The following is a 22,042-nucleotide window of genomic DNA, read 5'->3' on the forward strand; positions in this document are numbered from 1 at the left end:
CGGCTGGTTATCCTCCTAATCCTTACGGGGGCATGTTCGGCCACAAGGTCACAGCCCCGACACCCGACCTGTCGATGGGCTTCAGAATGATCGAGGCAGTCGGCCTGACGAAGCGCTACGGCGCCAAGACGGCCGTGTACAACCTTTCCTTCCAAGTCCGTCCGGGCACGGTGACGGGCTTCCTGGGGCCCAACGGCTCCGGCAAGTCCACGACGATGCGCATGATCCTGGGGCTCGACAACCCCACGGCGGGTCATGTCACGATCGGCGGCCATCCCTTCCGGCAGCTGCCCAACGCTCCCCGTCAGGTGGGCGCCCTGCTCGACGCCAAGGCGGTGCACGGCGGGCGCAGCGCGCGCAATCACCTGCTGTCGCTGGCGCAGCTGTCCGGCATCCCGGCGAGCCGGGTCGACGAGGTGCTCGGCGTCGTTGGCCTCCAGGACGTCGCCAAGCGGCGCTCCAACGGCTTCTCGCTCGGCATGGGGCAGCGCCTGGGCATCGCCGCGGCGCTGCTCGGCGACCCGCAGGTGCTGCTGTTCGACGAGCCGATCAACGGTCTGGACCCCGAGGGCATCCTGTGGGTCCGCAACCTCATGAAGTCCTTGGCCGCCGAGGGCCGTACGGTCTTCGTCTCCAGCCACCTGATGAGCGAGATGGCGGTCACCGCCGAGCACCTCATCGTCATCGGGCGCGGTCAGCTGCTCTCCGACATGAGCGTCAAGGACTTCATCTCGCACAACTCCGCGGACTTCGCCCGGGTGCGTACGCCGCAGACCGATCCGCAGCAGCGGGAGAAGCTGGCGTCCGCGCTCGCCGAGGCCGGCGGCCAGGTCATCCCGGAGCCGGACGGGGCGCTGCGCGTCGTCGGGCTGCCGTTGCCGCGGATCAGCGACCTCGCGTACCAGACCGACGTACAGCTGTGGGAGCTCTCCCCGCACCAGGCCTCGCTCGAAGAGGCGTACATGCGGATGACGCAGGGCGCGGTGGACTTCCGCTCGACCGACGACCAGCTGGCCGGTTTCCAGCAGCAGCCGCTCCCCGGGCACTTCCAGCCCGAGCCGATCGCGCCGCCGCAGCAGGGCTGGTACCCGCCGCCGCCGCCCCAGGCCGGTGGCCAGCAGCCCTTCGGCGGCATCTCAGGGCCCCCGGGCACCGCCCCGGGCGCCAATCCGTACGCGACACCCCAGGCGGCCCCGCAGGCCGCTCCTGCGGGGCCTGCCGCGCCCGTCGCCCCGCCGGTGGCGCCGCCCGCTCCCCCGGCAGCGCCCGCCGCGGACCTGACCAAGCGCGACAGCCCCGAGGACCCCCGATGACGACCCCGTATCAGCAGGGCCCGCCCCAGTACCAGCAGCAGGGCGTCGCCTCGTACGTCTCGCCGATCCCGGTGCGCCGGGCGACCCTCGCCGACGCGCTCGCCTCCGAGTGGACCAAGATCCGGTCCGTGCGGTCCACGATGTGGACACTCGGGGTGATGATCCTGCTGGTCCTGGGCGTCGGCCTGATCATCGCACTGGTCCTGTCCTCGACCACCGACTCCGGCCCCGTGAGCGAGCCCGCTCTCATTCTGGGCGTCGTCGGCACGATGCTCGGCAGCATCTGCGTCATCGCCCTCGGCGTGCTGACCGTCTCCTCGGAGTACGGCACCGGCATGATCCGTACCACCCTGACCGCCTGCCCCAGCCGCTCGCGCGTGCTGGCCGCCAAGGCGATGGTCTTCTTCCTGCTGTCCTTCGCCATCACCACGGTGTCGACCACCGTCGTGGGCCTGTTGCAGACCGCGATCGTGGATGCCCCGAACGCCTCCGGCGATGTCTGGCTGCGCTCCACCGTCGGCGTCGGTCTGTTCATGGCGCTGCTCGGCCTGGTGTCACTCGCGGTCGGCTCGATGCTGCGGCACTCCGCGGGCGGGATCACCGTGATGATCGGCCTGTTCCTGTTCCCGCTGGTGCTGGCGATGTTCATGTTCTCGGAATCGCTCGTCGACGTGCAGCAGGCTCTCTTCCAGTACGCGATCCCCAGCCAGTTGGCCGCCCTCTACGGCGCCGAGCTCTCCGACTCAGGCCCGGCGGGCTGGGAACCCGTGTGGCTCATGCTGGGAGTGGCGGTACTGGCACTGGGCGGCGCCTTCTTCGCCCTGGAGAAGCGGGACGTCTAGCCCTAGCCCGTCCAATACGTCGACGTCCAGTACATATACGTCCAGTACATCTACGTCTAGTACTTCGGCGCGTTACGGGACCGCTGCACCCTGGAGGTGCGGCGGTCCTTCGCGTTCCAGCAGGCCTTGTGCCAGTGCCTGCGGTCGTCGACACCGCCGTACTCGGACCAGGCCACCAGATGCGCGACCCCGGACGGAATCTCCTGGTCGCAACCGGGGCAGCGGTAGCGCTTGCCCGCCGCGCCGCCGCCTGCGACATGGCGCAGCGACCACTGCTCGCCCTGCCACGACTCGGTGCTCTGCAGCCCGAATCTGTCCCCCGTCGCAGCACTGTCGAACTCGGGCTGACTCTCGTCGCCGCCTCGGGGGCGGTTGCGGCGCGGGGACACGTTGAACCTCACGGGGCCGATCGGACTGGTTCCCCCCAAGCCTAGGGCCATTCGGTACGGGTACGCGTACCGCACTGCACAGGACGCACAGGAGCGCGAGACTCTGCAGGAACGGCTTACCGGAAAATCGCAACAACTTGCTTCTGGGCCGTGCCTTTGGCACGTGTCGGACGTTGTTGCCAGTAAGGGGGAGACCGCGTCGGCCGCAAGGAGGCAGAAGGCGATGCGTGTGGGAACGTTTGTATTGGCCGCCCAGTTTCCGGGCCAGGGCCAGGGGGAAGCGCTGCATCGAGCGGTGCGATCGGCGGAAGTCGCCGAGGAGTCCGGACTCGATTCGGTCTGGCTCGCCGAGCACCACTTCGTGCCGTACGGCGTGTGTCCGTCCGCCGTGACGCTCGCCGCGCTGCTGCTCGGCCGCACCAGCCGGATCCGCGTCGGGACGGCGGTCAGCGTCCTGCCGACGGTGCACCCGGTCGCCCTCGGCGAGCAGGCCGCGCTGCTGCATCTCACCTCCGGCGGGCGCTTCACGCTCGGCGTCGGGCGGGGCGGGCCGTGGGTGGACCTGGAGGTGTTCGGATCGGGCCTGTCCGCGTACGAGCACGGGTTCCCGGAGTCGCTGGACCTGCTGCTGCGATGGCTGCGCGAGGCCCGCGTCTCGGCGCAGGGGGATCGTTTCGCCTTCCGCGAGGTCGCCGTGGTGCCCAGGGCGGACGAGCTGCTGCGCGAGGAGGCGTCGGGACCCGAGGTCATCGTCGCCTGCACCTCGCCCAACAGTGTGCGGCTGGCCGCCGAGCGCGGACTACCGATGCTGCTCGGCATGCACTGCGGCGACGAGGACAAGGCGGAGATGGTCAACCTGTGGCGTACGCACGCACTCGCCGCGGGCCACTCGCCGGGGGCGGTCGCGCGGGCCGCCCATGTGTCGGCCGGCGTCGCCCAGATCGGGGACAGCACGGCGGACGCGTCGGAGCAGCTGACGAAGGCGATGCCCGGCTGGCTCAAGCAGGGGCTCGACGCCCATGTGACGGTCGACGGGCGACGCCGCACCATGCGCGATCCCGTCGCCTATACGGAGATGCTGTGCGGACTCCACCCGGTGGGCTCGCCCAGGCTGGCCGCGGACCGACTGGCGGCCACCGCGGAGCGCACGGGCATCACACGCTTCGCCCTGCTCGTCGAGGGCTCGGGCGATCTGGCGACAACCGAGGAGAACGTACGCAGGCTGGGGGCCGAGGTACTGCCGCTGCTCGCCTGACCTCCGCGGACGGAACGCACGCGTAACAGGCCTACTTGGATGGGGACTTGAGGGACACTGCCGCTCCGACATCAGTTGCACCTCCCGCAATGCGGAGCGGCAGCGACAGCTCAGCAGTCGCGCAGCAGCGGAGACTGGTTGAGCAACTGGCCCCTCATCGAGGTGAAGCGGCCGAGCCGCTCGTCCGATGAAGCGTCCAGCGGGAACACCGCTACGCGGTGGCAGTTCTGGAACGCAAGACGTACGCCGAAATGCCGCTGCAGTGCACCGCGAATCGCGTCACTCGCAAGTGCACGCAGCAGCTGACCACGTGCCTGCTCGTCCGGCGGGGGCGTCTGGTTGTCGGCGAACTCGCCGCCGTCGACCTTCAGCTGAGCCACCAGAGAGCTGATCATCTCCCATGCGTAAGGCAGGGAAGTCCGGACGCAGTCGACGAATGCGGCTTCGTCGACCTCGCCTCGCTCGGCCTGTTCCAACAGTGCCGGTGAGACGTCCAGCGACATGGGTTCTCCTCTCGCGACCCCACCGCACGGAGCGATGGAGTCTTACGGGCAGGGAAAGCGGCCGGCGACGCAGAGTGCACGAACGACAACCACCCGCTTCCACGGTAAGCGCGCAGTCCACGCCGCACCAGGAGATTGGGAACACAACCGGCCAATAACGAACGGGGTCTTACAGGGCGAATCGCGTGGACAAGGCATCGTCGAGTAGCGTTGCCGACCATGCGTCTCGTCATCGCCCGCTGCTCCGTGGACTACGCGGGCCGGCTCACCGCCCATCTGCCCTCCGCCCTCCGTCTCATCCTGGTGAAGGCGGACGGCAGCGTCTCGATTCACGCGGACGACCGGGCGTACAAACCACTCAACTGGATGTCACCGCCCTGCACACTCAAGGAGGGCACCGGGGACCACGCCGGTGTCTGGACAGTGATCAACAAAGCGGGCGAGAAACTGATCATCACCATGGAGGAGATCCTCCATGACACGTCGCACGAGCTCGGCGTGGATCCGGGGCTCATCAAGGACGGCGTGGAAGCGCACCTTCAGGAGCTGCTCGCAGACCGGATCGAGACACTGGGCGAGGGCTACTCCTTGATCCGGCGCGAATATCCCACGGCCATCGGCCCGGTGGACATCCTGTGCCGCGACGCGGACGGGGCGACCGTGGCGGTCGAGCTCAAGCGTCGCGGTGACATCGACGGCGTCGAGCAGCTCACCCGCTACCTCGAACTGCTCAACCGCGACCCGCATCTGGCGCCGGTCCGGGGCGTTTTCGCAGCCCAGGAGATCAAGCCGCAGGCCCGCGTACTGGCGACGGACCGCGGGATCGGCTGCCTGATCCTGGACTACAACGCGATGCGAGGCATCGAGGACGACAAGCTCAGGCTGTTCTGACCCCGACCTTGACCGACCTCTCGTCCCGGCCCGCCCGGGGTAACCGGACCGGAGTCCGGGGGCGAGGCTCGGGTCCACCCCGCACATCCCACCCGCCCCTTAGCCGTCCGACCCTTGAGAACCGGGACCGGGACGCGGGCGGGGCCACGCACCTCCCACCCCGCCCCGCCTCACCCCGCCATCCGGCGTTTGAGGACCAGGACCGGGACGTGGGCGAGGCCACGCCACTCCCACCCCACCTCGCCTCACCCCGCCATCCCAGCCGTCCGGCGTTTGAGGACCGGGGTCTGGGGCGGAGCCCCAGTTTCGGGAAGGGGCGGGTAGGGGAACAGCGCCGCAGGCACCCCACACCCACCACCGGCCCCGCACGCGCACCCCGCACCCACGCCACCGCCACCCGCTAGATGACGGACGCCGCCCCGGACGCCCCGGACGCGCCACTGCTCACCGGCACCCCACCGCTACTCGTCGACGCACTCGTAACCGGCGCACTCGTAACCGGCACACTCGCCGAATCCGACGTACCCGGCTCGGCCGACGGCGGCGGTGTCGTCGCCGGGGACGACGAGGACGGCGGCGGACTCGACGGCTTCGTCGGGGACGTGGAGGGCGAGGACGGCGGCGACGAGGACGGCGGCCGCGTCGACCCGCCCCCACCCGGCGGCGGCTTCGAAGGACCGGAGGACGGCGGCCGGCCTGGCGACGACGGGTCGGACGGCTTGTCCGACGGCTTCCCGCTGGTGGACGGGTCACCGGGCGCGGCCCCGTCACCACTCTCACCCGGCTCGGGACTGCCGGACGTACCCGGCGCCGCCGGGAAGCCCGGGTCGCCGGGACGTTCGGTCGAGCCCTGGGTCGGCTCGTCGGCCGGCAGGCCGTCCTGGCCGTCGCCCTCATTGGCCGACTGCTCGGACTTGACCTTGTCCGGCGAATCCTCGCCCCCGGACGTCGCCCCGAGCGTCACTACGGTGCCGAGCACGGCGACGAGCAGCGCGCCAGCCCCGGCCGCCACCACATTGCGCCGGGCGCCCTTGAGCACTCCGCGCCGCCCGCCACCGCCCCCGTCGGCGGCGGACCCGGAACGGTTGGTGACCAGCGTGCTCTCGCCACTCGTCAACGCGAGCCGCTCGGGCCGCTCGGGCAGCAGGAGCGGCACCACGGCCGCCGGTACGCCGCCGGGCGGCGACGCCGACTCCTCGTATCGCGCCGCGGGCACCTCTTCGCCCGCGGGCGTACGCCCACCGGACACCAGAGTGCCGGACCGGTCGGCGACCAGGGCGAGCGCCCTGCGGCCCGCGACGGTCCCGCTCCGGTCGGCCAGCGCACCGCGCATCGCGATGGACGCCTCCAGCTCGGCGCGGGCCCGGTCAAGATTCCCCGAGCACAGCGCGAGCACACCCAACTCATGGTGGAAGTAAGCCTCTTCGGCCACCTCACCGGCGATCCGCGCGGCCTCCTGCCCGGTCCGCAGGGCCCGCTCCCACGCGCCCCAGCACAGTCCCGCGGCGAACGCGGGTGCTGCCGTACGGGCCAGCAGCACAGCCGCGCTGGGATGCCCGGCCCCGGTGCCCGGCAGCATCGCGGTCATCGCCGCCAGGACCGCGCCGGCCTCCGTCGCCGCCCGCTCGGGCGTGACCGAGGGGTGCCCGGCCCACCAGGCGTAGTGCTGGGCCGCGGTGTGCGCCCGCTCCGTCAGACCGTCCGCGTACCCCGCGGACTCCAGCTGGAGCGCCACACCGGCCGCCAGCCGGTAGCGCGCACCGACCGGCGAGAGCAGGCCGCAGCTCATCAGCTCGCCGAGCGCGGCGTCCGCGTGGGTGTCCCCCACGAGGGCCGGCAGGTGCGCCTGGTGCGGCACCTCGCCGCCGAGCGCGAGAGCGAAGCGCAGGGTGGCGCGGGCGGACTCGCTCAGCCGGGAGGCGAGCAGCGGCGCGGGCGCCGCACCCTCCGCCAGCGTAGGCAGCGGCACGTCGTGGCCGTCCGCCGCGTCGAAGGGCGCGTCGACGGGCTGCTCGGTGAAGTATCCGTACTCGTCGAACGCGTTCGGGTCGGCGCGCAGCATCTCGCGCTGCAGCAGCAGCGCGCCCGCCTGCACGAAGCGCAGCGGCAGTCCCTCGGACTCGAACCACAGGTCGCCCGCCCAGTTCGCCTCGTCGTCCGTGAGGGGCCGCTCCACGGCCCGCTCCAGGAGCTCCACGCTGGTGGTGCGGCCGAGGCCGACGAGGAGAACCTCCTCGATGTGCGCGTCGGGCGAGGGCGCGGCGGTGTCGGGCGAGGCGGCGAGCAGGAAGGCGCACTCGGGCGTGGCGTCGAGGATCTCGTCGAGGGAGGCCCCGCCGAACTCCAGGTCGTCCAGAACGACGACCGCGCCGATGTCGTGGACCAGGTCGAGCAGCTCCGCCCGGTCGGGGCGGTGCAGCGGCGCGCTGTAGACGGCGGCGAAGAGCTCCTGGAGCAGATCACCGGGCGTACGCCGGTGTCCGCTGAGCCGTACGACGCCGTCGGGGGCGAGGTCCGCGCAGTCACCGGCGACTGCGTCGAGGAGGGCCGTACGACCGGACCCGGGCGCTCCGGTCAGCCGGACCGAGCGGCCGCGCGCCAGCAGCAGTCGGAGCCGCTCACGCTCCTCCTGGCGCTCCAGGAGCGGTCGCTCGGGAACGGCGGGGCCCGCGGGTATCGGTGGCCTGGCCGCGCGCTGCAGCTCGGCGCGGTCCTCCGCGCCGAGCCGGGACGGGCGGGGCGGGCGCTCGCCGGGTGGGCAGGCCTCTATCTCGCTGCCGTCGACGGGATTGACGGTGAGCAGCAGGTCGCCCGAGACAAGCCGGACGGTGCGGGCGAGAGCGGGTGACGGCTCCCCGAAGTCCGCCGTGAGCGCGTCTCGCGGTGGTCGGCGCGCGTCGTCACCGGCGCTGCTCACGCCGAGGTGATCGTTGTCGTGGCCGTACTCTTCCGGTCCCCGGATTATCGGGTCCATGGTCAAAGCCCCCCAGATGCGTGGCGTGCGGATGCCCCTCCCGGCCTTTCACACGCTCGCTGTCGCTTCTGGTCCGGTGCCCACCGCATTTGGGTTCGTCATTCGGGCAGGCGACCGAACCCTAGACCTTTGCTCAGTATCCATGAATGGGTGGGGTGCCACCCCGCCCTAGACGTCACAGTCTCGTGAGGATTGTGCGCGACGCGCCTTTCGCACAATTGCCTCACATCACATGCGTCACACGCGAGGCAGCGACTCCGCCACGATGCCGCCCTCGATGGCGAGGATGCGGTGCAGCCGGGTGGCCACCAGCAGTCGCTGCATCTGCGGCGGCACACCGCGCAGCACTAGTCGCCGGCCGGCCCGCCCGGCCCGTCGGTGGGCTCCCATGATGACGCCCAGACCAGTGGCGTCCCAGGAGTCCAGCTCGGTCAGGTCCAGCACCAGATCGCCGACACCGTCGTCGACGGCCGAGTGCAGGGCCGTCCGGGCGTCCGCCGCGCTGCGCACGTCGAGGCGGCCCCCGACGACCAGCTCGACATGATCGCCCCTGATGTGCATATGCGCTCCCCAAGAGTGCTCGGTGCTCGTATGTACCGGCCGTTGCTTCTCTGCTTCTTTGAACCGCTCGTCACTTCTGATGCGCTGCGCAACTTCGCTACTTCTTCTGAGCTACTTCTTCTGAGCTCACTGCAACTGACTGCCCGGAAGGCAAAGAAGTTGCCGTCCGTAAGCGAACCGATACCGAATTCACTCCTGAGGGTGATCCCGGAGGAGTGATGCGGCTCAGTGCTTATAGAATCCCTGCCCGCTCTTGCGCCCGATGTCACCGGCGTCCACCATCCGGCGCATCAGCTCCGGCGGTGCGAACTTCTCGTCCTGCGACTCCGTGTAGATGTTGCTGGTCGCGTGGAGCAGGATGTCGACGCCGGTCAGGTCGGCGGTGGCGAGCGGGCCCATGGCGTGGCCGAAGCCCAGCTTGCAGGCGATGTCGATGTCCTCGGCCGAGGCGACGCCCGACTCGTAGAGCTTGGCGGCCTCGACGACGAGCGCCGAGATCAGGCGGGTGGTGACGAAGCCCGCGACGTCACGGTTGACGACGATGCAGGTCTTGCCGACGGATTCGGCGAACTCCCGCGTGGTGGCGATTGTTTCGTCGCTGGTCTTGTAGCCGCGCACCAGTTCGCAGAGCTGCATCATCGGTACGGGCGAGAAGAAGTGGGCACCGACGACCCGCTCCGGGTGCTCCGTCACGGCCGCGATCTTGGTGATCGGGATCGCGGAGGTGTTGGACGCGAGAATCGTGTCCGGGCGGACAATCTTGTCGAGTGCCCGGAAGATCTCGTGCTTGACCTCAAGCTTCTCGAAGACGGCCTCGACGACGATGTCGGCGTCGCCGACGGCGTCGAGGTCGGTGGTCGTGGTGATGCGGGAGAGCGCGGCGTCCGCGTCGGCGGCCTCCAGCTTGCCCTTGGCGACGAACTTGTCGTACGAGGCCCTGATTCCGTCCCGGCCGCGGGTCAGCGCGGCGTCGGTGACGTCACGCAGAACGACGTCCCAGCCCGCCTGCGCCGAGACCTGCGCGATTCCGGACCCCATGAGTCCGGCCCCGATGACGGCGAGCTTCCTGGCCACGACGTACCCCTTGATTCCCTTGGCACCATTGCCTGTTCAATTCAGCCTCTTCGGCGGAGGTTAGCGCTCGTGAGGGGCCGTGTGGCGGCTAAGAGATGCGCGTCACGTCTCAGATGACGGACATCACACCGGGACGCCTCATTCGGTGTTGCGTACCGCATAGTTGAGCCCCTTTTCGCTCAGGAGTTCCCCCGTGAGGCCCATGACGACAAGGGCCTCACGGGACACCTCGGTCGCCTCGGTCACCTCGGTCACCTCGGTGAGTACGGCGATACCGCAGTGCGGCGTGCCGGTGTCGGCCGCGCCGGTGTCGGCCGCCCCGGCCCGGTGAGCGTGACGGTCGGCACACGCGTCCTGCGCGGGCTCGGCGCGTGGCGGACACCGCCTAGGCTCGGGCGCATGGTCAATCTGACGCGCATCTACACCCGTACCGGCGACCAGGGCACCACCGCCCTCGGCGACATGAGCCGCACCGCCAAGACCGACTTGCGGATCTCGGCGTACGCCGATGCCAACGAGGCCAATGCCGTCATCGGCACGGCGGTCGCCCTGGGGCAGCTGTCCGAGGAGATCGTGAAGGTCCTCGTCCGGGTCCAGAACGACCTCTTCGACGTGGGCGCGGACCTGTCGACCCCGGTGGTGGAGAGCCCCAAGTACCCGCCGCTGCGCGTCGAGCAGTCGTACATCGACAAGCTGGAGGCGGACTGCGACCACTTCCTGGAGGAGCTGGAGAAACTGCGCAGTTTCATCCTGCCGGGCGGCACTCCGGGGGCCGCGCTGCTGCACCAGGCGTGCACCGTGGTGCGGCGGGCGGAGCGCTCCACCTGGGCCGCCATGGAGGTGCACGGCGAGGTCATGAACGCGCTGACCGCCACCTACCTCAACCGGCTCTCCGACCTCCTGTTCATCCTGGCCCGCGCGGCCAACAAGGAGGTCGGAGACGTGCTGTGGGTCCCGGGCGGCGAGCGCTGAGCCTGCGTGCTCAGAGCTTGGTGAAGGAGCGAGGGCCCTCCGCCTCGACGGGGGCCGCGCCGGCCGGGGCCTTCTTCGGGAACAGCGTGTACGCCCCGGCGATGACCACGTTGATGCCCGCCAGCACGAGCATCCTGTGCTGCCAGGTGCGCAGCGAGCCGACCTCGCCGTCACCCCCGACGTACCAGATCGCGGCCTGGAGCAGGCCGAGTGCGATCGCCGCCGCGAGCACCCAGCGGCCCGCGACCTTCCACTCGTTGACGGCGCGGGCCATCCCGTACTTCGGCGGCGCGACGGGCGGCGGGCCGCCGAAGAAGCGGTGCGAGACCCGGGCGTCGGCCCACTTGATGGCACGGTGGCCCATGGCCAGCGTGAAGCCGATATAGACGGCTGCCAGGCCGTGCACTGTGCCCGGCTCGGCGCCGTTCTTCAGGTCGATCGCCGTGACGACGAGCAGGACGACCTCAAGCAGCGGCTCCATGAGCAGCACGGCCGCTCCGGTGCGCGGCATCCTGGCCACGTACCGCAGGGCCAGTCCCGCGGCCAGCAGGACCCAGAAGCCGACCTCGCAGATGACGATCAACGTGACGATCACGGTGTTCTCCTCCCGTTACGCTCCAAGCCTGTCGCCCGCGCGGCCGCGAGGCGTCGTCGTGAGTGAGGAACCATCACTGCATCCTTCGATGTAGCGTCGGCTCACCCCGGACGGGGAGGACGCGGCCCGGCGCACCGTGTTGGATGGTGGAGTGACCTGGTTCCCCCGCCCCCATCGCGACGACGTCATCCTCGCGGTGCTCGGCCTGTCCGGCGGGGTTCTGATGTGGACCCTGGGCCTGCACAGCACGAACAATCACTATCTGCTGCCGGGCTGGACCGCCCTCGTCCCGCTCGCGGTGATGGCCTCCCTCGAACTGCTGCGCAGGTCCATGCCCCGGACGATCCTGGCCGTCGGCACCCTCGCGGTGATCACGGACCAGTTCACCGTGGGCAGCCTCGGCACGGTCATGATGTTCACGGACCTGATGTACGCCGCCGTGGTGTACGGAACACCCGCCTCCGCCCGCCGCATCCCGGTCGCCACCGGGCTGGTCACCGTGGCCGTGACCATCGCGGCCCTGGCCTGGCTCCAGCGGCCGGAGGCCCTGCTGATCGGCGTGATCACCGGCCTGGTCTCCTTCGCGCCCGCCCTCACCGGCGCCACCCTGCGCAACCATCGCGAGGCGGCGGTCGCGGCGCGGCTGCGCGCCGAGCAGACCGCGCTGCTCGCCGAGATCGACCGGACGCAGGCGATCACCGCCGAGCGGTCCCGGATGGCCCGCGAGCTGCACGACATGGTCGCCAACCACCTCTCCGCCATCGCCATCCACTCCACGGCGGCCCTGTCCATCGGCACCCCCAAGGCATCGACCGACGCACTCGCCGTCATCCGGGAGAACAGCGTCCAGGGTCTTTCGGAGATGCGGCGCCTGATCGGTCTGCTCCGCGACAGCAGCGGCGACCAGGAGCCGACCGCCGCCCCGGCGCTGGGCAGTCTCGACGTCCTGCTCGACCAGGCGCGCACGGTCGGCGCCGACAGCGGCCTCGTGTTCACCCTGGACGACACCCGCCCGCCCGGCGGCCGGCTGCCCGCCCCGGTCGAGATGGCCGCGTACCGGATCGTCCAGGAGTCGCTGACCAACGCGCTCAAGCACGCGTCGCCCGGCACGGTCGCGGTGACCCTGGCCCACACCGACCGGCTGCTGTCCGTGACGGTGACCAGCCCGTACGGAGAGCGCCCCGGACCGCGGGCGCCGGGCTCGGGGGCGGGTCTGGTGGGCATGCAGGAGCGGGTCACCCTGCTCGACGGGACCCTGGAGGCGGGGCCGATCAGTACGGACGACGACATCAAGATCTGGCAGGTACGGGCGGAACTTCCCGTCGAGGACGATACGGAGCTGCACGCATGACGATCCGGATTCTGGTCGCCGAGGACCAGTCGGCGGTACGCGCCGGTCTGGTGCTCATCCTGGGCAGCGCGCCGGACATCGAGGTCGTCGGCGAGGCCGGGGACGGCGAGGCCGCGGTCCGCCTGGCCCGCGAGCTCCGCCCCGACCTGGTCCTGATGGATGTGCAGATGCCACGCCTGGACGGGGTGTCGGCCACCCGGCAGGTGGTCGCCGAGGGGCTCGCCGACGTCCTGGTGCTGACCACCTTCGATCTCGACGAGTACGTCTTCGGGGCGCTGCGCGCGGGCGCCTCCGGGTTCCTGCTGAAGAACACCGACGCGAAGGACCTGATCGAGGCGGTACGTACGGTCGCGCGCGGCGAGGGCCTGATCGCGCCCGCCGTCACCCGCCGGCTGATCGCGGAATTCGCCGCGCCCTCGCCCGTACGCTCGCCCAACGCGCCAGGTCCGGAGGCGCTGAAGTCCCTCACCCGGCGGGAGCGCGAGGTGCTCTGCTGCCTGGGCGAGGGCCTGTCGAACGCGGAGATCGCCGTGCGGCTGACCATGGCCGAAGCCACGGTGAAGACGCACGTGAGCCGCCTGCTGGGGAAGCTTGACCTGCGCAGCCGGGTGCAAGCCGCCGTGCTCGCTCAGGAGTTGGGTATCTGAACGCCCGGCAAACTCAGCTGGTCCAGACCTCTTGACGATTGGTACAGACCTTCTTACGCTCACCGCACCGCAGTGGTGAGCCTGTCATGACAAAGAAGGTGCTCACCGGCGGCGCAGGTCCCACCTCCGTCATTGTTGGACCTCTCTCACGGGAGCACCCTTGAGTACTGCATCCCCCCGCCAACGCATGCGTCTGAGATCCAGAGCGACAGCCGGCCTCACCGCGCTGCTCGTCCCGCTCGCCGCCATGGTCGGCCTGGCCTCCCCCGCCGAGGCCGCCGAGTCGGCGACCGCCTCGTACACGAAGAGCTCCGACTGGGGCACCGGCTTCGAGGGCAAGTGGACGGTGAAAAACACCGGCACCACCACGATCAGCTCTTGGGCTGTCGAATGGGACTTCCCCGCGGGCACCTCCGTGACGTCCGCCTGGGACGCCGATGTGACCAACGCGGGCAACCACTGGACCGCCAAGAACAAGAGCTGGGGCGGCAACCTCGCCCCCGGCGCCACCGCGAGCTTCGGCTTCAACGGCAAGGGCACCGGCTCCCCCAGCGGCTGCAAGCTCAACGGCGCGTCCTGCGACGGCGGTTCGGTGCCCGGCGACACCCCGCCGACCGCACCGGGCACCCCGTCCGCGAGCACCATCACCAACACATCGGTGAAGCTCGCCTGGACCGCGGCCACCGACGACAAGGGCGTCAAGAACTACGACGTCCTGCGTGGCGGTGCCAAGGTCGCGACGGTCACCACGCCTTCGTACACGGACAACACGCTCTCCGCGGGCACCGATTACTCGTACACGGTCCAGGCGCGTGACACCGCCGACCAGACCGGTCCGGTCAGCGGCGCCCGCGCCGTGCGGACCACCGGCGGTGGCACCGACCCGGAACCGGGCGGCCAGATCAAGCTCGGTTACTTCACCGAGTGGGGCGTCTACGACCGCAATTACCACGTGAAGGACCTGGACACCTCGGGCTCCGCCGGCAAGATCACCCACATCAACTACTCGTTCGGCAACGTCGTCGGCGGCAAGTGCACGATGGGTGACGCCTTCGCGGCGACCGACAAGGCGTACACCGCCGAGCAGAGCGTCGACGGCAAGGCCGACACCTGGGACCAGCCGCTGCGCGGCAACTTCAACCAGCTGCGCAAGCTCAAGGCCAAGCACCCCAACATCAAGGTGCTGTGGTCCTTCGGCGGCTGGACCTGGTCCGGCGGTTTCACCGAGGCGATGAAGAACCCGGCGGCGTTCGCCGACTCGTGTCACAAGCTGGTGGAGGACCCGCGCTGGGCCGATGTCTTCGACGGCATCGACCTGGACTGGGAGTACCCCAACGCCTGCGGTCTGTCCTGTGACACCAGCGGCCCCGCCGTCTTCAAGAACATGATGCAGGCGATGCGCGGCAAGTTCGGTACCAACAACCTGGTCACCGCCGCCATCACCGCCGACGGCTCGAACGGTGGCAAGATCGACGCCGCCGACTACGCCGGAGCCGCCGCGTACTCCGACTGGTACAACGTGATGACGTACGACTTCTTCGGCGCCTTCGCGGCGAAGGGCCCGACGGCCCCGCATTCCCCGCTGACGTCGTACCCGGGTATCCCGCAGGCCGGCTTCAACTCCGCCGACGCGATAGCCAAGCTCAAGGCCCAGGGCGTACCCGCCAAGAAGCTGCTGCTCGGCATCGGCTTCTACGGACGCGGCTGGACCGGCGTGACGCAGAAGGAGCCCGGTGGCACGGCGACCGGCGCCGCGGCAGGCAAGTACGAGGCGGGCATCGAGGACTACAAGATCCTCAAGACCAAGTGCCCGGCCAACGGCACCGTCGGCGGCACCGCGTACGCGTACTGCGGCACCGACTGGTGGAGCTACGACACCCCGGCCACCATCGGCTCCAAGATGACCTGGGCGAAGGGCCAGGGCCTGGGAGGCGCGTTCTTCTGGGAGTTCAGCGGTGACACCACCAACGGTGAGCTGGTGACCGCGATCAACAACGGTCTGAAGTAGCCACCACACAGCATGAAAAAGCCGGGGAGACGAGTGACTGTCTCCCCGGTTTCGCTGTGCGTGGTGAGGGCCTACGAGATACCTACGGGACTACGCCACGTTGACGCGCTGGCCGGGAGGCGCGGCCTCCAGCCAGGCGAGGAAGCCGGTCAGAGCGTCCTCGCTCATCGCCAGCTCAAGGCGCGTACCGCGGTGCGAACAGCCGAGGATGAAGGCGTCGGAAAGCAGCGCCAGTTCCTCCTCACCCTCCGGGGAGCGGCGCGAGAGCACCTCGATGGAAGCGCGCTCAAGGGCGCGGCGCGGGCGCGGGGAGTACGAGAACACGCGGAACCAGTGGATCCGGTCGCCGCTGTAGCGGGCGACGCCGTACACCCATCCCTTGCCCGAGAGATCGGTCTCCTCGGTGGTGTCCCAGCGCAGGCTGCAGTCGAAGGTGCCGCCCGAGCGCTGGATCAGCCGCCGGCGCAGACCGAAAACGAAGAGCCCCACCAACACCAGTGCGACGATCAGGCCGCTCACAAGCAGGGCGAGGAACATCTCCACCGACCTCCTCGCGTCATCCGGTAACAGAATCAGAACTTCGGATACATCGCCTCAGCCGCGACCCGGTCTGGATTATCCAGTACGGGCCGCGGCTGAGGGCAAATCTCTCGGCGCGGGACTCAGCGCCCCGCCACCGCGCGCAGTCGGACATCGGCGCGCCGCTCGGAGGCGGCGTCCTCTGCCGATTGGGCACGCTCCAGCGCACGCTCGGCGCGCTGGGCATCGATCTCGTCCGCAAGCTCCGCGATCTCGGCGAGCAGCGAGAGCTTATTGTCCGCGAACGAGATGAAACCGCCGTGGACAGCGGCGACGACGGTGCCGCCGTCGCTCGTACGGATCGTCACCGGGCCCGATTCCAGCACACCGAGAAGCGGCTGGTGACCGGGCATGACGCCGATGTCGCCGGACGTGGTGCGTGCGACAACCAGGGTGGCCTCGCCGGACCAGACGTTACGGTCCGCCGCGACCAGCTCGACGTGCAGCTCAGCAGCCAAGGTGGCTCCTCGGGTCACCACCCGGCGGTTCAGCCGGGTGTTGGGTCAATTCTAGGGGGCGTGCGGAGAGGGGCGGGACATACCCACCCCTCTCCATCGAGTCCGTGGACTCAGGAGACGCCGAGCTCCTTGGCGTTGGCCTTGAGGTCCTCAATGCCACCACACATGAAGAACGACTGCTCCGGGAAGTGGTCGTAATCGCCGTCACAGATCGCGTTGAACGCGCCGATCGACTCGTCGAGCGGTACGTCCGAACCGTCCAGGCCTGTGAACTGCTTGGCGGCGTGCGTGTTCTGCGACAGGAAACGCTCGACGCGACGGGCGCGGTGGACAACAAGCTTGTCCTCTTCGCCCAGCTCGTCGATGCCGAGAATCGCGATGATGTCCTGGAGGTCCTTGTACTTCTGCAGGATTCCCTTGACCCGCATGGCGGTGTCGTAGTGGTCCTGCGTGATGTAACGCGGGTCCAGGATGCGGGACGTCGAGTCCAGCGGGTCGATCGCCGGGTAGATGCCCTTCTCCGAGATCGGCCGGGAAAGCACCGTCGTCGCGTCGAGGTGCGCGAAGGTGGTCGCCGGAGCCGGGTCGGTCAGGTCGTCCGCGGGGACGTAGATCGCCTGCATCGAGGTGATCGAGTGGCCACGCGTCGAGGTGATGCGCTCCTGGAGCACACCCATCTCGTCGGCCAGGGTCGGCTGGTAACCCACTGCGGACGGCATACGGCCGAGCAGCGTGGAGACCTCGGAGCCGGCCTGGGTGAAACGGAAGATGTTGTCGATGAAGAGCAGTACGTCCTGCTTCTGCACATCGCGGAAGTACTCCGCCATGGTCAGGGCAGAAAGCGCGACCCGAAGACGGGTGCCCGGCGGCTCGTCCATCTGGCCGAAGACCAGTGCGGTCTTGTCCAGGACGCCCGACTCGGTCATCTCGTCGATGAGGTCGTTGCCCTCACGGGTGCGCTCGCCGACACCGGCGAACACGGAAACACCGTCGTGCAGCTTCGCCACACGCATGATCATTTCCTGGATGAGGACGGTCTTGCCGACGCCCGCACCACCGAACAGACCGATCTTGCCGCCCTTGACGTACGGGGTCAGCAGGTCCACACACTTCAGGCCGGTCTCGAACATCTCGGTCTTGGACTCGAGCTGGTCGAAGGCCGGGGCCTTGCGGTGGATCGGCCAGCGCTCAGTGATCTGAGCCTCGCCGTCCGGGTCGTTCAGGATCTGGCCAAGGGTGTTGAAGACCTTGCCCTTGGTGACGTCGCCCACGGGCACGGTGATGCCCGAACCCGTGTTGGTCACCGCGGCCTGGCGGACCAGACCGTCGGTGGGCTGCATCGAGATCGCACGGACCACGCCGTCACCCAGGTGCTGGGCGACTTCGAGGGTCAGCAGCTTGCGCGCGCCGTCCTCGGCCGGGTCGTCGACCTCGACGTGCAGTGCGTTGTAGATCTCCGGCATCGCGTCGACGGGGAACTCCACGTCGACGACCGGGCCGATGATCCGGGCGACGCGGCCCGTGGCCGTGGCCGTCTCAACAGTGGTCGTCATTACTTGTCACTCCCCGCGGTCGCGTCGGCCAGAGCGCTGGCGCCACCGACGATCTCGCTGATTTCCTGGGTGATTTCGGCCTGGCGGGCCGCGTTGGCGAGCCGGGAGAGACTCTTGATGAGATCCCCGGCGTTGTCTGTCGCCGACTTCATCGCACGACGACGGGCGGCGTGCTCGGAAGCGGCTGCCTGCAGCAGTGCGTTGTAGATACGGCTCTCGACGTAGCGCGGCAGGAGGGCGTCGAGGACGTCCTCAGCCGACGGCTCGAAGTCGAACAGCGGAAGGATCTCGCCCTTCGTGCTGCTCTCGTCGGCTACCTCGTCGAGTGAAAGCGGCAGCATCCGGTTGTCCGTCGGGTTCTGCGTCATCATCGACACGAATTCCGTGAAGACGATGTGCAGCTCGTCGACGCCACCCTCGGCCGTCTCTGCCTGGATGGCCTCGATCAGCGGTGCGGCCACGTTCTTGGCATCCCCGTAAGTGGGGCTGTCGGTGAAGCCGGTCCACGACTCCGCGACCTTGCGCTCGCGGAAGCCGTAGTAGGCGACACCCTTGCGGCCGACGATGTACGAGTCGACTTCCTTGCCCTCGACACGGAGCCGCTCCCTGAGCCGCTCCGCCGCCTTGATGGCGTTGGAGGAGTAGCCGCCGGCCAGACCGCGGTCGCTCGTGATGAGCAGAACCGCGGCGCGGGTCGGCGCCTCGACCTCGGTGGTCAGGGCGTGCTTCGTGGTCGAGCCGGTCGCCACCGCGGTCACCGCGCGGTTGAGCTCGGTCGCGTACGGCATGGAGGCCGCCACCTTGCGCTGCGCCTTGACGATGCGCGAGGCGGCGATCATCTCCATCGCCTTGGTGATCTTCTTGGTCGCGGTGACGGATCGGATGCGACGCTTGTAGACCCGGAGCTGCGCTCCCATGAGTCAGGTCCCTTCCGTCGTCACTTGGAGACGCTGACGGCCGGTGCGTCCTCGCCGAGGAGCTTGCCGTCCGAGGTCTCGAACTGCTGCTTGAACGCCTTGATCGCGTCGCCGATGGACTGCAGCGTGTCGTCGGACATCTTGGCGCCCTCGGCGATCGAGGTGAGGAGCTCCTTGCGCTCGCGGCGCAGGTACTCCAGCAGCTCGGCCTCGAAGCGACGGATGTCCTCGACCGGTACGTCGTCCATCTTGCCGGTGGTACCGGCCCAGACGGAGACAACCTGCTCCTCGACCGGGAACGGCGCGTACTGCGGCTGCTTGAGCAGCTCGACCATGCGCTTACCGCGCTCCAGCGATGCCTTGGAGGCCGCGTCCAGGTCGGAACCGAAGGCAGCGAACGCCTCCAGCTCGCGGTACTGGGCGAGGTCCACACGAAGGCGGCCGGAAACCTGCCTCATGGCCTTGTGCTGGGCGGAGCCACCGACACGTGACACCGAGATACCGACGTTCAGCGCCGGGCGCTGGCCCGCGTTGAACAGGTCGGACTCCAGGAAGCACTGACCGTCGGTGATGGAGATGACGTTGGTCGGAATGAACGCCGACACGTCGTTCGCCTTGGTCTCGACGATCGGCAGACCGGTCATCGAACCGGCACCCATCGCGTCGGAGAGCTTCGCGCAGCGCTCAAGGAGACGCGAGTGCAAGTAGAAGACGTCGCCCGGGTAGGCCTCGCGGCCCGGCGGACGGCGCAGCAGAAGCGACACGGCGCGGTAGGCGTCGGCCTGCTTCGACAGGTCGTCGAAAATGATCAGGACGTGCTTGCCGGCGTACATCCAGTGCTGGCCGATGGCCGAACCGGTGTACGGGGCGAGGTACTTGAAGCCGGCCGGGTCGGACGCCGGGGCAGCGACGATCGTCGTGTACTCAAGCGCGCCCGCCTCCTCCAGCGCACCGCGTACGGACGCGATGGTGGAGCCCTTCTGGCCGATGGCGACGTAGATGCAGCGAACCTGCTTGTTCACGTCGCCGGTGCGCCAGTTGTCGCGCTGGTTGATGATCGTGTCGATCGCCAGAGCGGTCTTACCCGTCTGACGGTCACCGATGATCAGCTGACGCTGGCCACGGCCGATCGGCACCATCGCGTCGACGGCCTTGTAGCCGGTCTGCATCGGCTCGTGCACCGACTTGCGGACCATGACGCCAGGCGCCTGCAGCTCCAGCGCGCGGCGGCTTTCGGTCGCGATGTCGCCGAGGCCGTCGATCGGGTTGCCGAGCGGGTCGACAACGCGGCCGAGGTAACCCTCGCCGACGCCGACGGAGAGCACCTCACCGGTGCGCTGCACCGGCTGGCCCTCCTCGATACCGCTGAACTCGCCGAGGACGACCGCACCGATCTCCCGCTCCTCAAGGTTGAGGGCGAGACCGAGGGTGCCGTCCTCGAACCTCAGCAGCTCGTTCGCCATGGCCGAGGGAAGACCCTCGATCTTGGCGATGCCGTCGCCGGCCGCGCTGACCGTGCCGACCTCCTCGCGCGAGGCCGCGTCCGGCTTGTACGACTGGACAAAGTTCTCCAGTGCGTCCCGGATCTCATCCGGCCGGATCGTGAGCTCCGCCATCTGGGTTCCCTGCTCTCCTTGTTGGGCCCGAAGGTTCTAAAGGGGTCTGGGGGTCGACCCCCAGGAATCTTCTGCAATCTCTGCACGGCCCAACCGGGCCGCTGGTACTACTACGGGTATTGCGTGCTGTTCAGTTGGTGGCTGGTCAGCCGGCCATGCGACGGGTCGCCTCTTCGAGGCGGTCCGCGATGGTGCCGTTGATGACCTCGTCGCCGACCTGTACCTGAATCCCGCCGAGGACCGTGGGGTCCACTTCGAGGTTCAGGTGCATCTGGCGGCCGTAAAGCTTTGCCAGTGCACCGCCGAGGCGCTGCTTCTGCTGGTCGGTGAGCAGCACCGCCGAGGTGACGACGGCGACCATGCGGTCCCGGCGCGCCGCGGCGAGCTTGGAGAGGGATTCGAGTCCCGCTTCCAGGCTACGTCCACGCGGCTGAGCCACAAGACGGACCACAAGGCGCTCGGTGACCGGGTTGGCCTTGCCGCCGAGCAGGCTGCGCAGCAGCTCGCTCTTGGCGGACACCGAAGCCGACTTGTCGGTCAGCGCGGACCGCAGACCGGTGTTGGCAGAGACGATCCGGCCGAACCGGAACACCTCGTCCTCCACGTCGTCGAGTGCGCCAGCCTGCTGCGCCGCGGTGAGGTCGGCGGTGGCCGCCAGCTCCTCGATCGCGTCGACCAGGTCACGCGACTGCGACCAGCGGGACCGGACCATGCCGGAGACCAGGTCGGCAGTCTCGCCGCCCACCTGCCCGCTCAGCAGTCGCGCGGCAAGCTGGGCCTTGGCCTCGCCCGCCTGCGCCGGGTCGGTGAGGACCCGTCGCAGCGACACCTCGCGGTGGAGCAGCGCGGTTACGGCTGCCAGCTCGTCGCCGAGCTTCGCCGCGTCGGCCGACGTGTTGTCGGTCAGCGCGTCGAGACTCGTCCGTGCGGTGGCCAGTGCCTCGCGGCTCGCTCCGTGCATCGTCATCGGGCCGCCTCGGCCTTCTCCTCAAGCTCACTGAGGAAACGGTCGATGGTGCGGCTCTGCCTGGCGTGGTCCTCAAGGGACTCGCCGACGAGCTTGCCGGCCAGGTCGGTGGCGAGCTTGCCCACGTCCTGACGCAGCGAGTGCGCGGCCTGCTTGCGATCGGCTTCGATCTGCGTGTGGCCGGCGACGACGATCTCATCGCGCTGGCGCTGGCCCTCTGCGCGGAGTTCTTCCTTCAGCGCAGTGCCCTGCTCCAGTGCTTCCTGGCGCATGCGGGCGGCCTCGTGGCGGGCCTCGGCGAGCTGAGCCTTGTACTGCTCAAGCACGCTTTCGGCTTCGATCTTGGCCGCATCGGCCTTCTCGATGCCGCCCTCGATCGCCTCGCGACGCTCTTCCAGAACCTTGTTGATGTTCGGGAGGAGCTTCTTCGCGAGGAATCCGAAGACGATGACGAAGGCGATCAGGCCGATGACAAGCTCGTCGAGATGCGGGAGGAGGGGGTTCTGAGGCTCCTCCGCAGCAAGCCTAAGAGCGTTCACATCAGTGCCTTCCGTGAAAGGGGTTGGGCTGTCGGTCC

At 69.2% G+C, this 22,042-nt stretch carries 21 protein-coding genes; 8 read left to right on the forward strand and 13 right to left on the reverse strand.

The features are described 5' to 3' along the window. Positions 1-86 precede the first annotated feature (86 nt). Positions 87-1,313, forward strand: a complete 1,227-nt coding sequence (locus ABCR94_RS09610; protein ID WP_347119130.1) for an ABC transporter ATP-binding protein — start codon at positions 87-89, stop codon at positions 1,311-1,313. Next, on the forward strand, positions 1,310-2,155 hold the full coding sequence (locus ABCR94_RS09615; RefSeq protein ID WP_347118782.1) for an ABC transporter permease: 846 nt from the start codon (positions 1,310-1,312) through the stop codon (positions 2,153-2,155). The genes ABCR94_RS09610 and ABCR94_RS09615 overlap by 4 nt, the downstream gene beginning before the upstream one ends. A 56-nt stretch (positions 2,156-2,211) precedes the next feature. Here ABCR94_RS09615 and ABCR94_RS09620 read toward each other — a convergent pair whose 3' ends face one another. Next, positions 2,212-2,544: an Rv1322 family protein gene (locus tag ABCR94_RS09620; protein ID WP_347119131.1), complete on the reverse strand. Its 333-nt coding sequence runs from the start codon at positions 2,542-2,544 to the stop codon at positions 2,212-2,214. Positions 2,545-2,767: 223 nt separating this feature from the next. On the opposite strand from ABCR94_RS09620, the gene ABCR94_RS09625 reads away from it, so the two are divergent. Beyond that, positions 2,768-3,799: an LLM class flavin-dependent oxidoreductase gene (locus ABCR94_RS09625; RefSeq protein WP_347118783.1), complete on the forward strand. Its 1,032-nt coding sequence runs from the start codon at positions 2,768-2,770 to the stop codon at positions 3,797-3,799. A 110-nt stretch (positions 3,800-3,909) separates the two neighbouring features. On the opposite strand, the gene ABCR94_RS09630 is transcribed toward ABCR94_RS09625, so the two are convergent. Further along, a complete protein-coding gene (locus ABCR94_RS09630) occupies positions 3,910-4,302 on the reverse strand; it encodes an SCO5389 family protein (protein WP_283517413.1) in 393 nt (130 codons plus the stop codon). Between the two features lie 219 nt (positions 4,303-4,521). Here ABCR94_RS09630 and nucS point away from each other — a divergent pair, with 219 nt between their 5' ends. Next, positions 4,522-5,193, forward strand: coding sequence for an endonuclease NucS (gene nucS / locus ABCR94_RS09635; protein WP_347118784.1), 672 nt, complete (start codon positions 4,522-4,524; stop codon positions 5,191-5,193). A 400-nt stretch (positions 5,194-5,593) separates the two neighbouring features. On the opposite strand, the gene ABCR94_RS09640 is transcribed toward nucS, so the two are convergent. The 3 genes from ABCR94_RS09640 to ABCR94_RS09650 all read right to left on the reverse strand — a co-directional run bounded on the left by ABCR94_RS09640 (position 5,594) and on the right by ABCR94_RS09650 (position 9,802). Further along, complete coding sequence (locus ABCR94_RS09640; RefSeq protein ID WP_347118785.1) at positions 5,594-8,167, reverse strand: ATP-binding protein; 2,574 nt, start codon at positions 8,165-8,167, stop codon at positions 5,594-5,596. 237 nt (positions 8,168-8,404) lie between these two features. Beyond that, positions 8,405-8,728 (reverse strand): STAS domain-containing protein, encoded by a 324-nt coding sequence (locus ABCR94_RS09645; protein WP_347118786.1) that lies wholly within the window; start codon positions 8,726-8,728, stop codon positions 8,405-8,407. Positions 8,729-8,953: 225 nt separating this feature from the next. After that, positions 8,954-9,802 (reverse strand): 3-hydroxyacyl-CoA dehydrogenase family protein, encoded by an 849-nt coding sequence (locus tag ABCR94_RS09650; RefSeq protein ID WP_347118787.1) that lies wholly within the window; start codon positions 9,800-9,802, stop codon positions 8,954-8,956. 399 nt (positions 9,803-10,201) lie between these two features. On the opposite strand from ABCR94_RS09650, the gene ABCR94_RS09655 reads away from it, so the two are divergent. Then, positions 10,202-10,774 carry a cob(I)yrinic acid a,c-diamide adenosyltransferase gene (locus ABCR94_RS09655; RefSeq protein ID WP_347118788.1) on the forward strand — a complete coding sequence of 191 codons (573 nt, stop codon included), beginning with the start codon at positions 10,202-10,204 and terminating at the stop codon, positions 10,772-10,774. Positions 10,775-10,784: 10 nt separating this feature from the next. Here the strand turns inward: ABCR94_RS09655 and ABCR94_RS09660 are convergent, their stop codons facing one another. Continuing rightward, positions 10,785-11,369, reverse strand: coding sequence for a hypothetical protein (locus ABCR94_RS09660; protein WP_347118789.1), 585 nt, complete (start codon positions 11,367-11,369; stop codon positions 10,785-10,787). A 151-nt stretch (positions 11,370-11,520) separates the two neighbouring features. Here ABCR94_RS09660 and ABCR94_RS09665 point away from each other — a divergent pair, with 151 nt between their 5' ends. From ABCR94_RS09665 to ABCR94_RS09675, 3 genes are all read left to right on the forward strand, one after another. Further along, entirely contained in the window at positions 11,521-12,720 is a 1,200-nt protein-coding gene (locus ABCR94_RS09665) for a sensor histidine kinase (protein ID WP_347118790.1), read from the forward strand. Continuing rightward, the gene (locus ABCR94_RS09670; protein WP_347118791.1) at positions 12,717-13,367 is read left to right on the forward strand and encodes a response regulator; all 651 of its coding nucleotides are present in this window, start codon (positions 12,717-12,719) and stop codon (positions 13,365-13,367) included. Before ABCR94_RS09665 ends, ABCR94_RS09670 begins: the two co-directional genes overlap by 4 nt. 187 nt (positions 13,368-13,554) lie before the next feature. After that, complete coding sequence (locus ABCR94_RS09675) at positions 13,555-15,375, forward strand: glycosyl hydrolase family 18 protein (RefSeq protein ID WP_521976734.1); 1,821 nt, start codon at positions 13,555-13,557, stop codon at positions 15,373-15,375. Positions 15,376-15,465: 90 nt separating this feature from the next. On the opposite strand, the gene ABCR94_RS09680 is transcribed toward ABCR94_RS09675, so the two are convergent. The 7 genes from ABCR94_RS09680 to ABCR94_RS09710 all read right to left on the reverse strand — a co-directional run bounded on the left by ABCR94_RS09680 (position 15,466) and on the right by ABCR94_RS09710 (position 22,004). Beyond that, positions 15,466-15,912, reverse strand: coding sequence for a DUF2550 domain-containing protein (locus ABCR94_RS09680; protein WP_347118793.1), 447 nt, complete (start codon positions 15,910-15,912; stop codon positions 15,466-15,468). 125 nt (positions 15,913-16,037) lie between these two features. Next, the gene (locus ABCR94_RS09685) at positions 16,038-16,412 is read right to left on the reverse strand and encodes a F0F1 ATP synthase subunit epsilon (protein WP_347118794.1); all 375 of its coding nucleotides are present in this window, start codon (positions 16,410-16,412) and stop codon (positions 16,038-16,040) included. A gap of 110 nt (positions 16,413-16,522) precedes the next feature. Then, positions 16,523-17,965, reverse strand: coding sequence for a F0F1 ATP synthase subunit beta (gene atpD / locus ABCR94_RS09690; RefSeq protein WP_347118795.1), 1,443 nt, complete (start codon positions 17,963-17,965; stop codon positions 16,523-16,525). Next, positions 17,965-18,882 carry a F0F1 ATP synthase subunit gamma gene (locus ABCR94_RS09695; protein WP_347118796.1) on the reverse strand — a complete coding sequence of 306 codons (918 nt, stop codon included), beginning with the start codon at positions 18,880-18,882 and terminating at the stop codon, positions 17,965-17,967. The genes atpD and ABCR94_RS09695 overlap by 1 nt, the downstream gene beginning before the upstream one ends. 20 nt (positions 18,883-18,902) lie before the next feature. Beyond that, positions 18,903-20,498 carry a F0F1 ATP synthase subunit alpha gene (gene atpA, locus ABCR94_RS09700; RefSeq protein ID WP_347118797.1) on the reverse strand — a complete coding sequence of 532 codons (1,596 nt, stop codon included), beginning with the start codon at positions 20,496-20,498 and terminating at the stop codon, positions 18,903-18,905. A gap of 145 nt (positions 20,499-20,643) precedes the next feature. After that, a complete protein-coding gene (locus tag ABCR94_RS09705; protein ID WP_347119132.1) occupies positions 20,644-21,459 on the reverse strand; it encodes a F0F1 ATP synthase subunit delta in 816 nt (271 codons plus the stop codon). 2 nt (positions 21,460-21,461) lie between these two features. Then, positions 21,462-22,004 (reverse strand): F0F1 ATP synthase subunit B, encoded by a 543-nt coding sequence (locus ABCR94_RS09710; RefSeq protein ID WP_347118798.1) that lies wholly within the window; start codon positions 22,002-22,004, stop codon positions 21,462-21,464. Positions 22,005-22,042 lie beyond the last annotated feature (38 nt).

Origin of the sequence: Streptomyces changchenzhani, assembly GCF_039766235.1 — a bacterium.
Classification (GTDB): domain Bacteria; phylum Actinomycetota; class Actinomycetes; order Streptomycetales; family Streptomycetaceae; genus Streptomyces.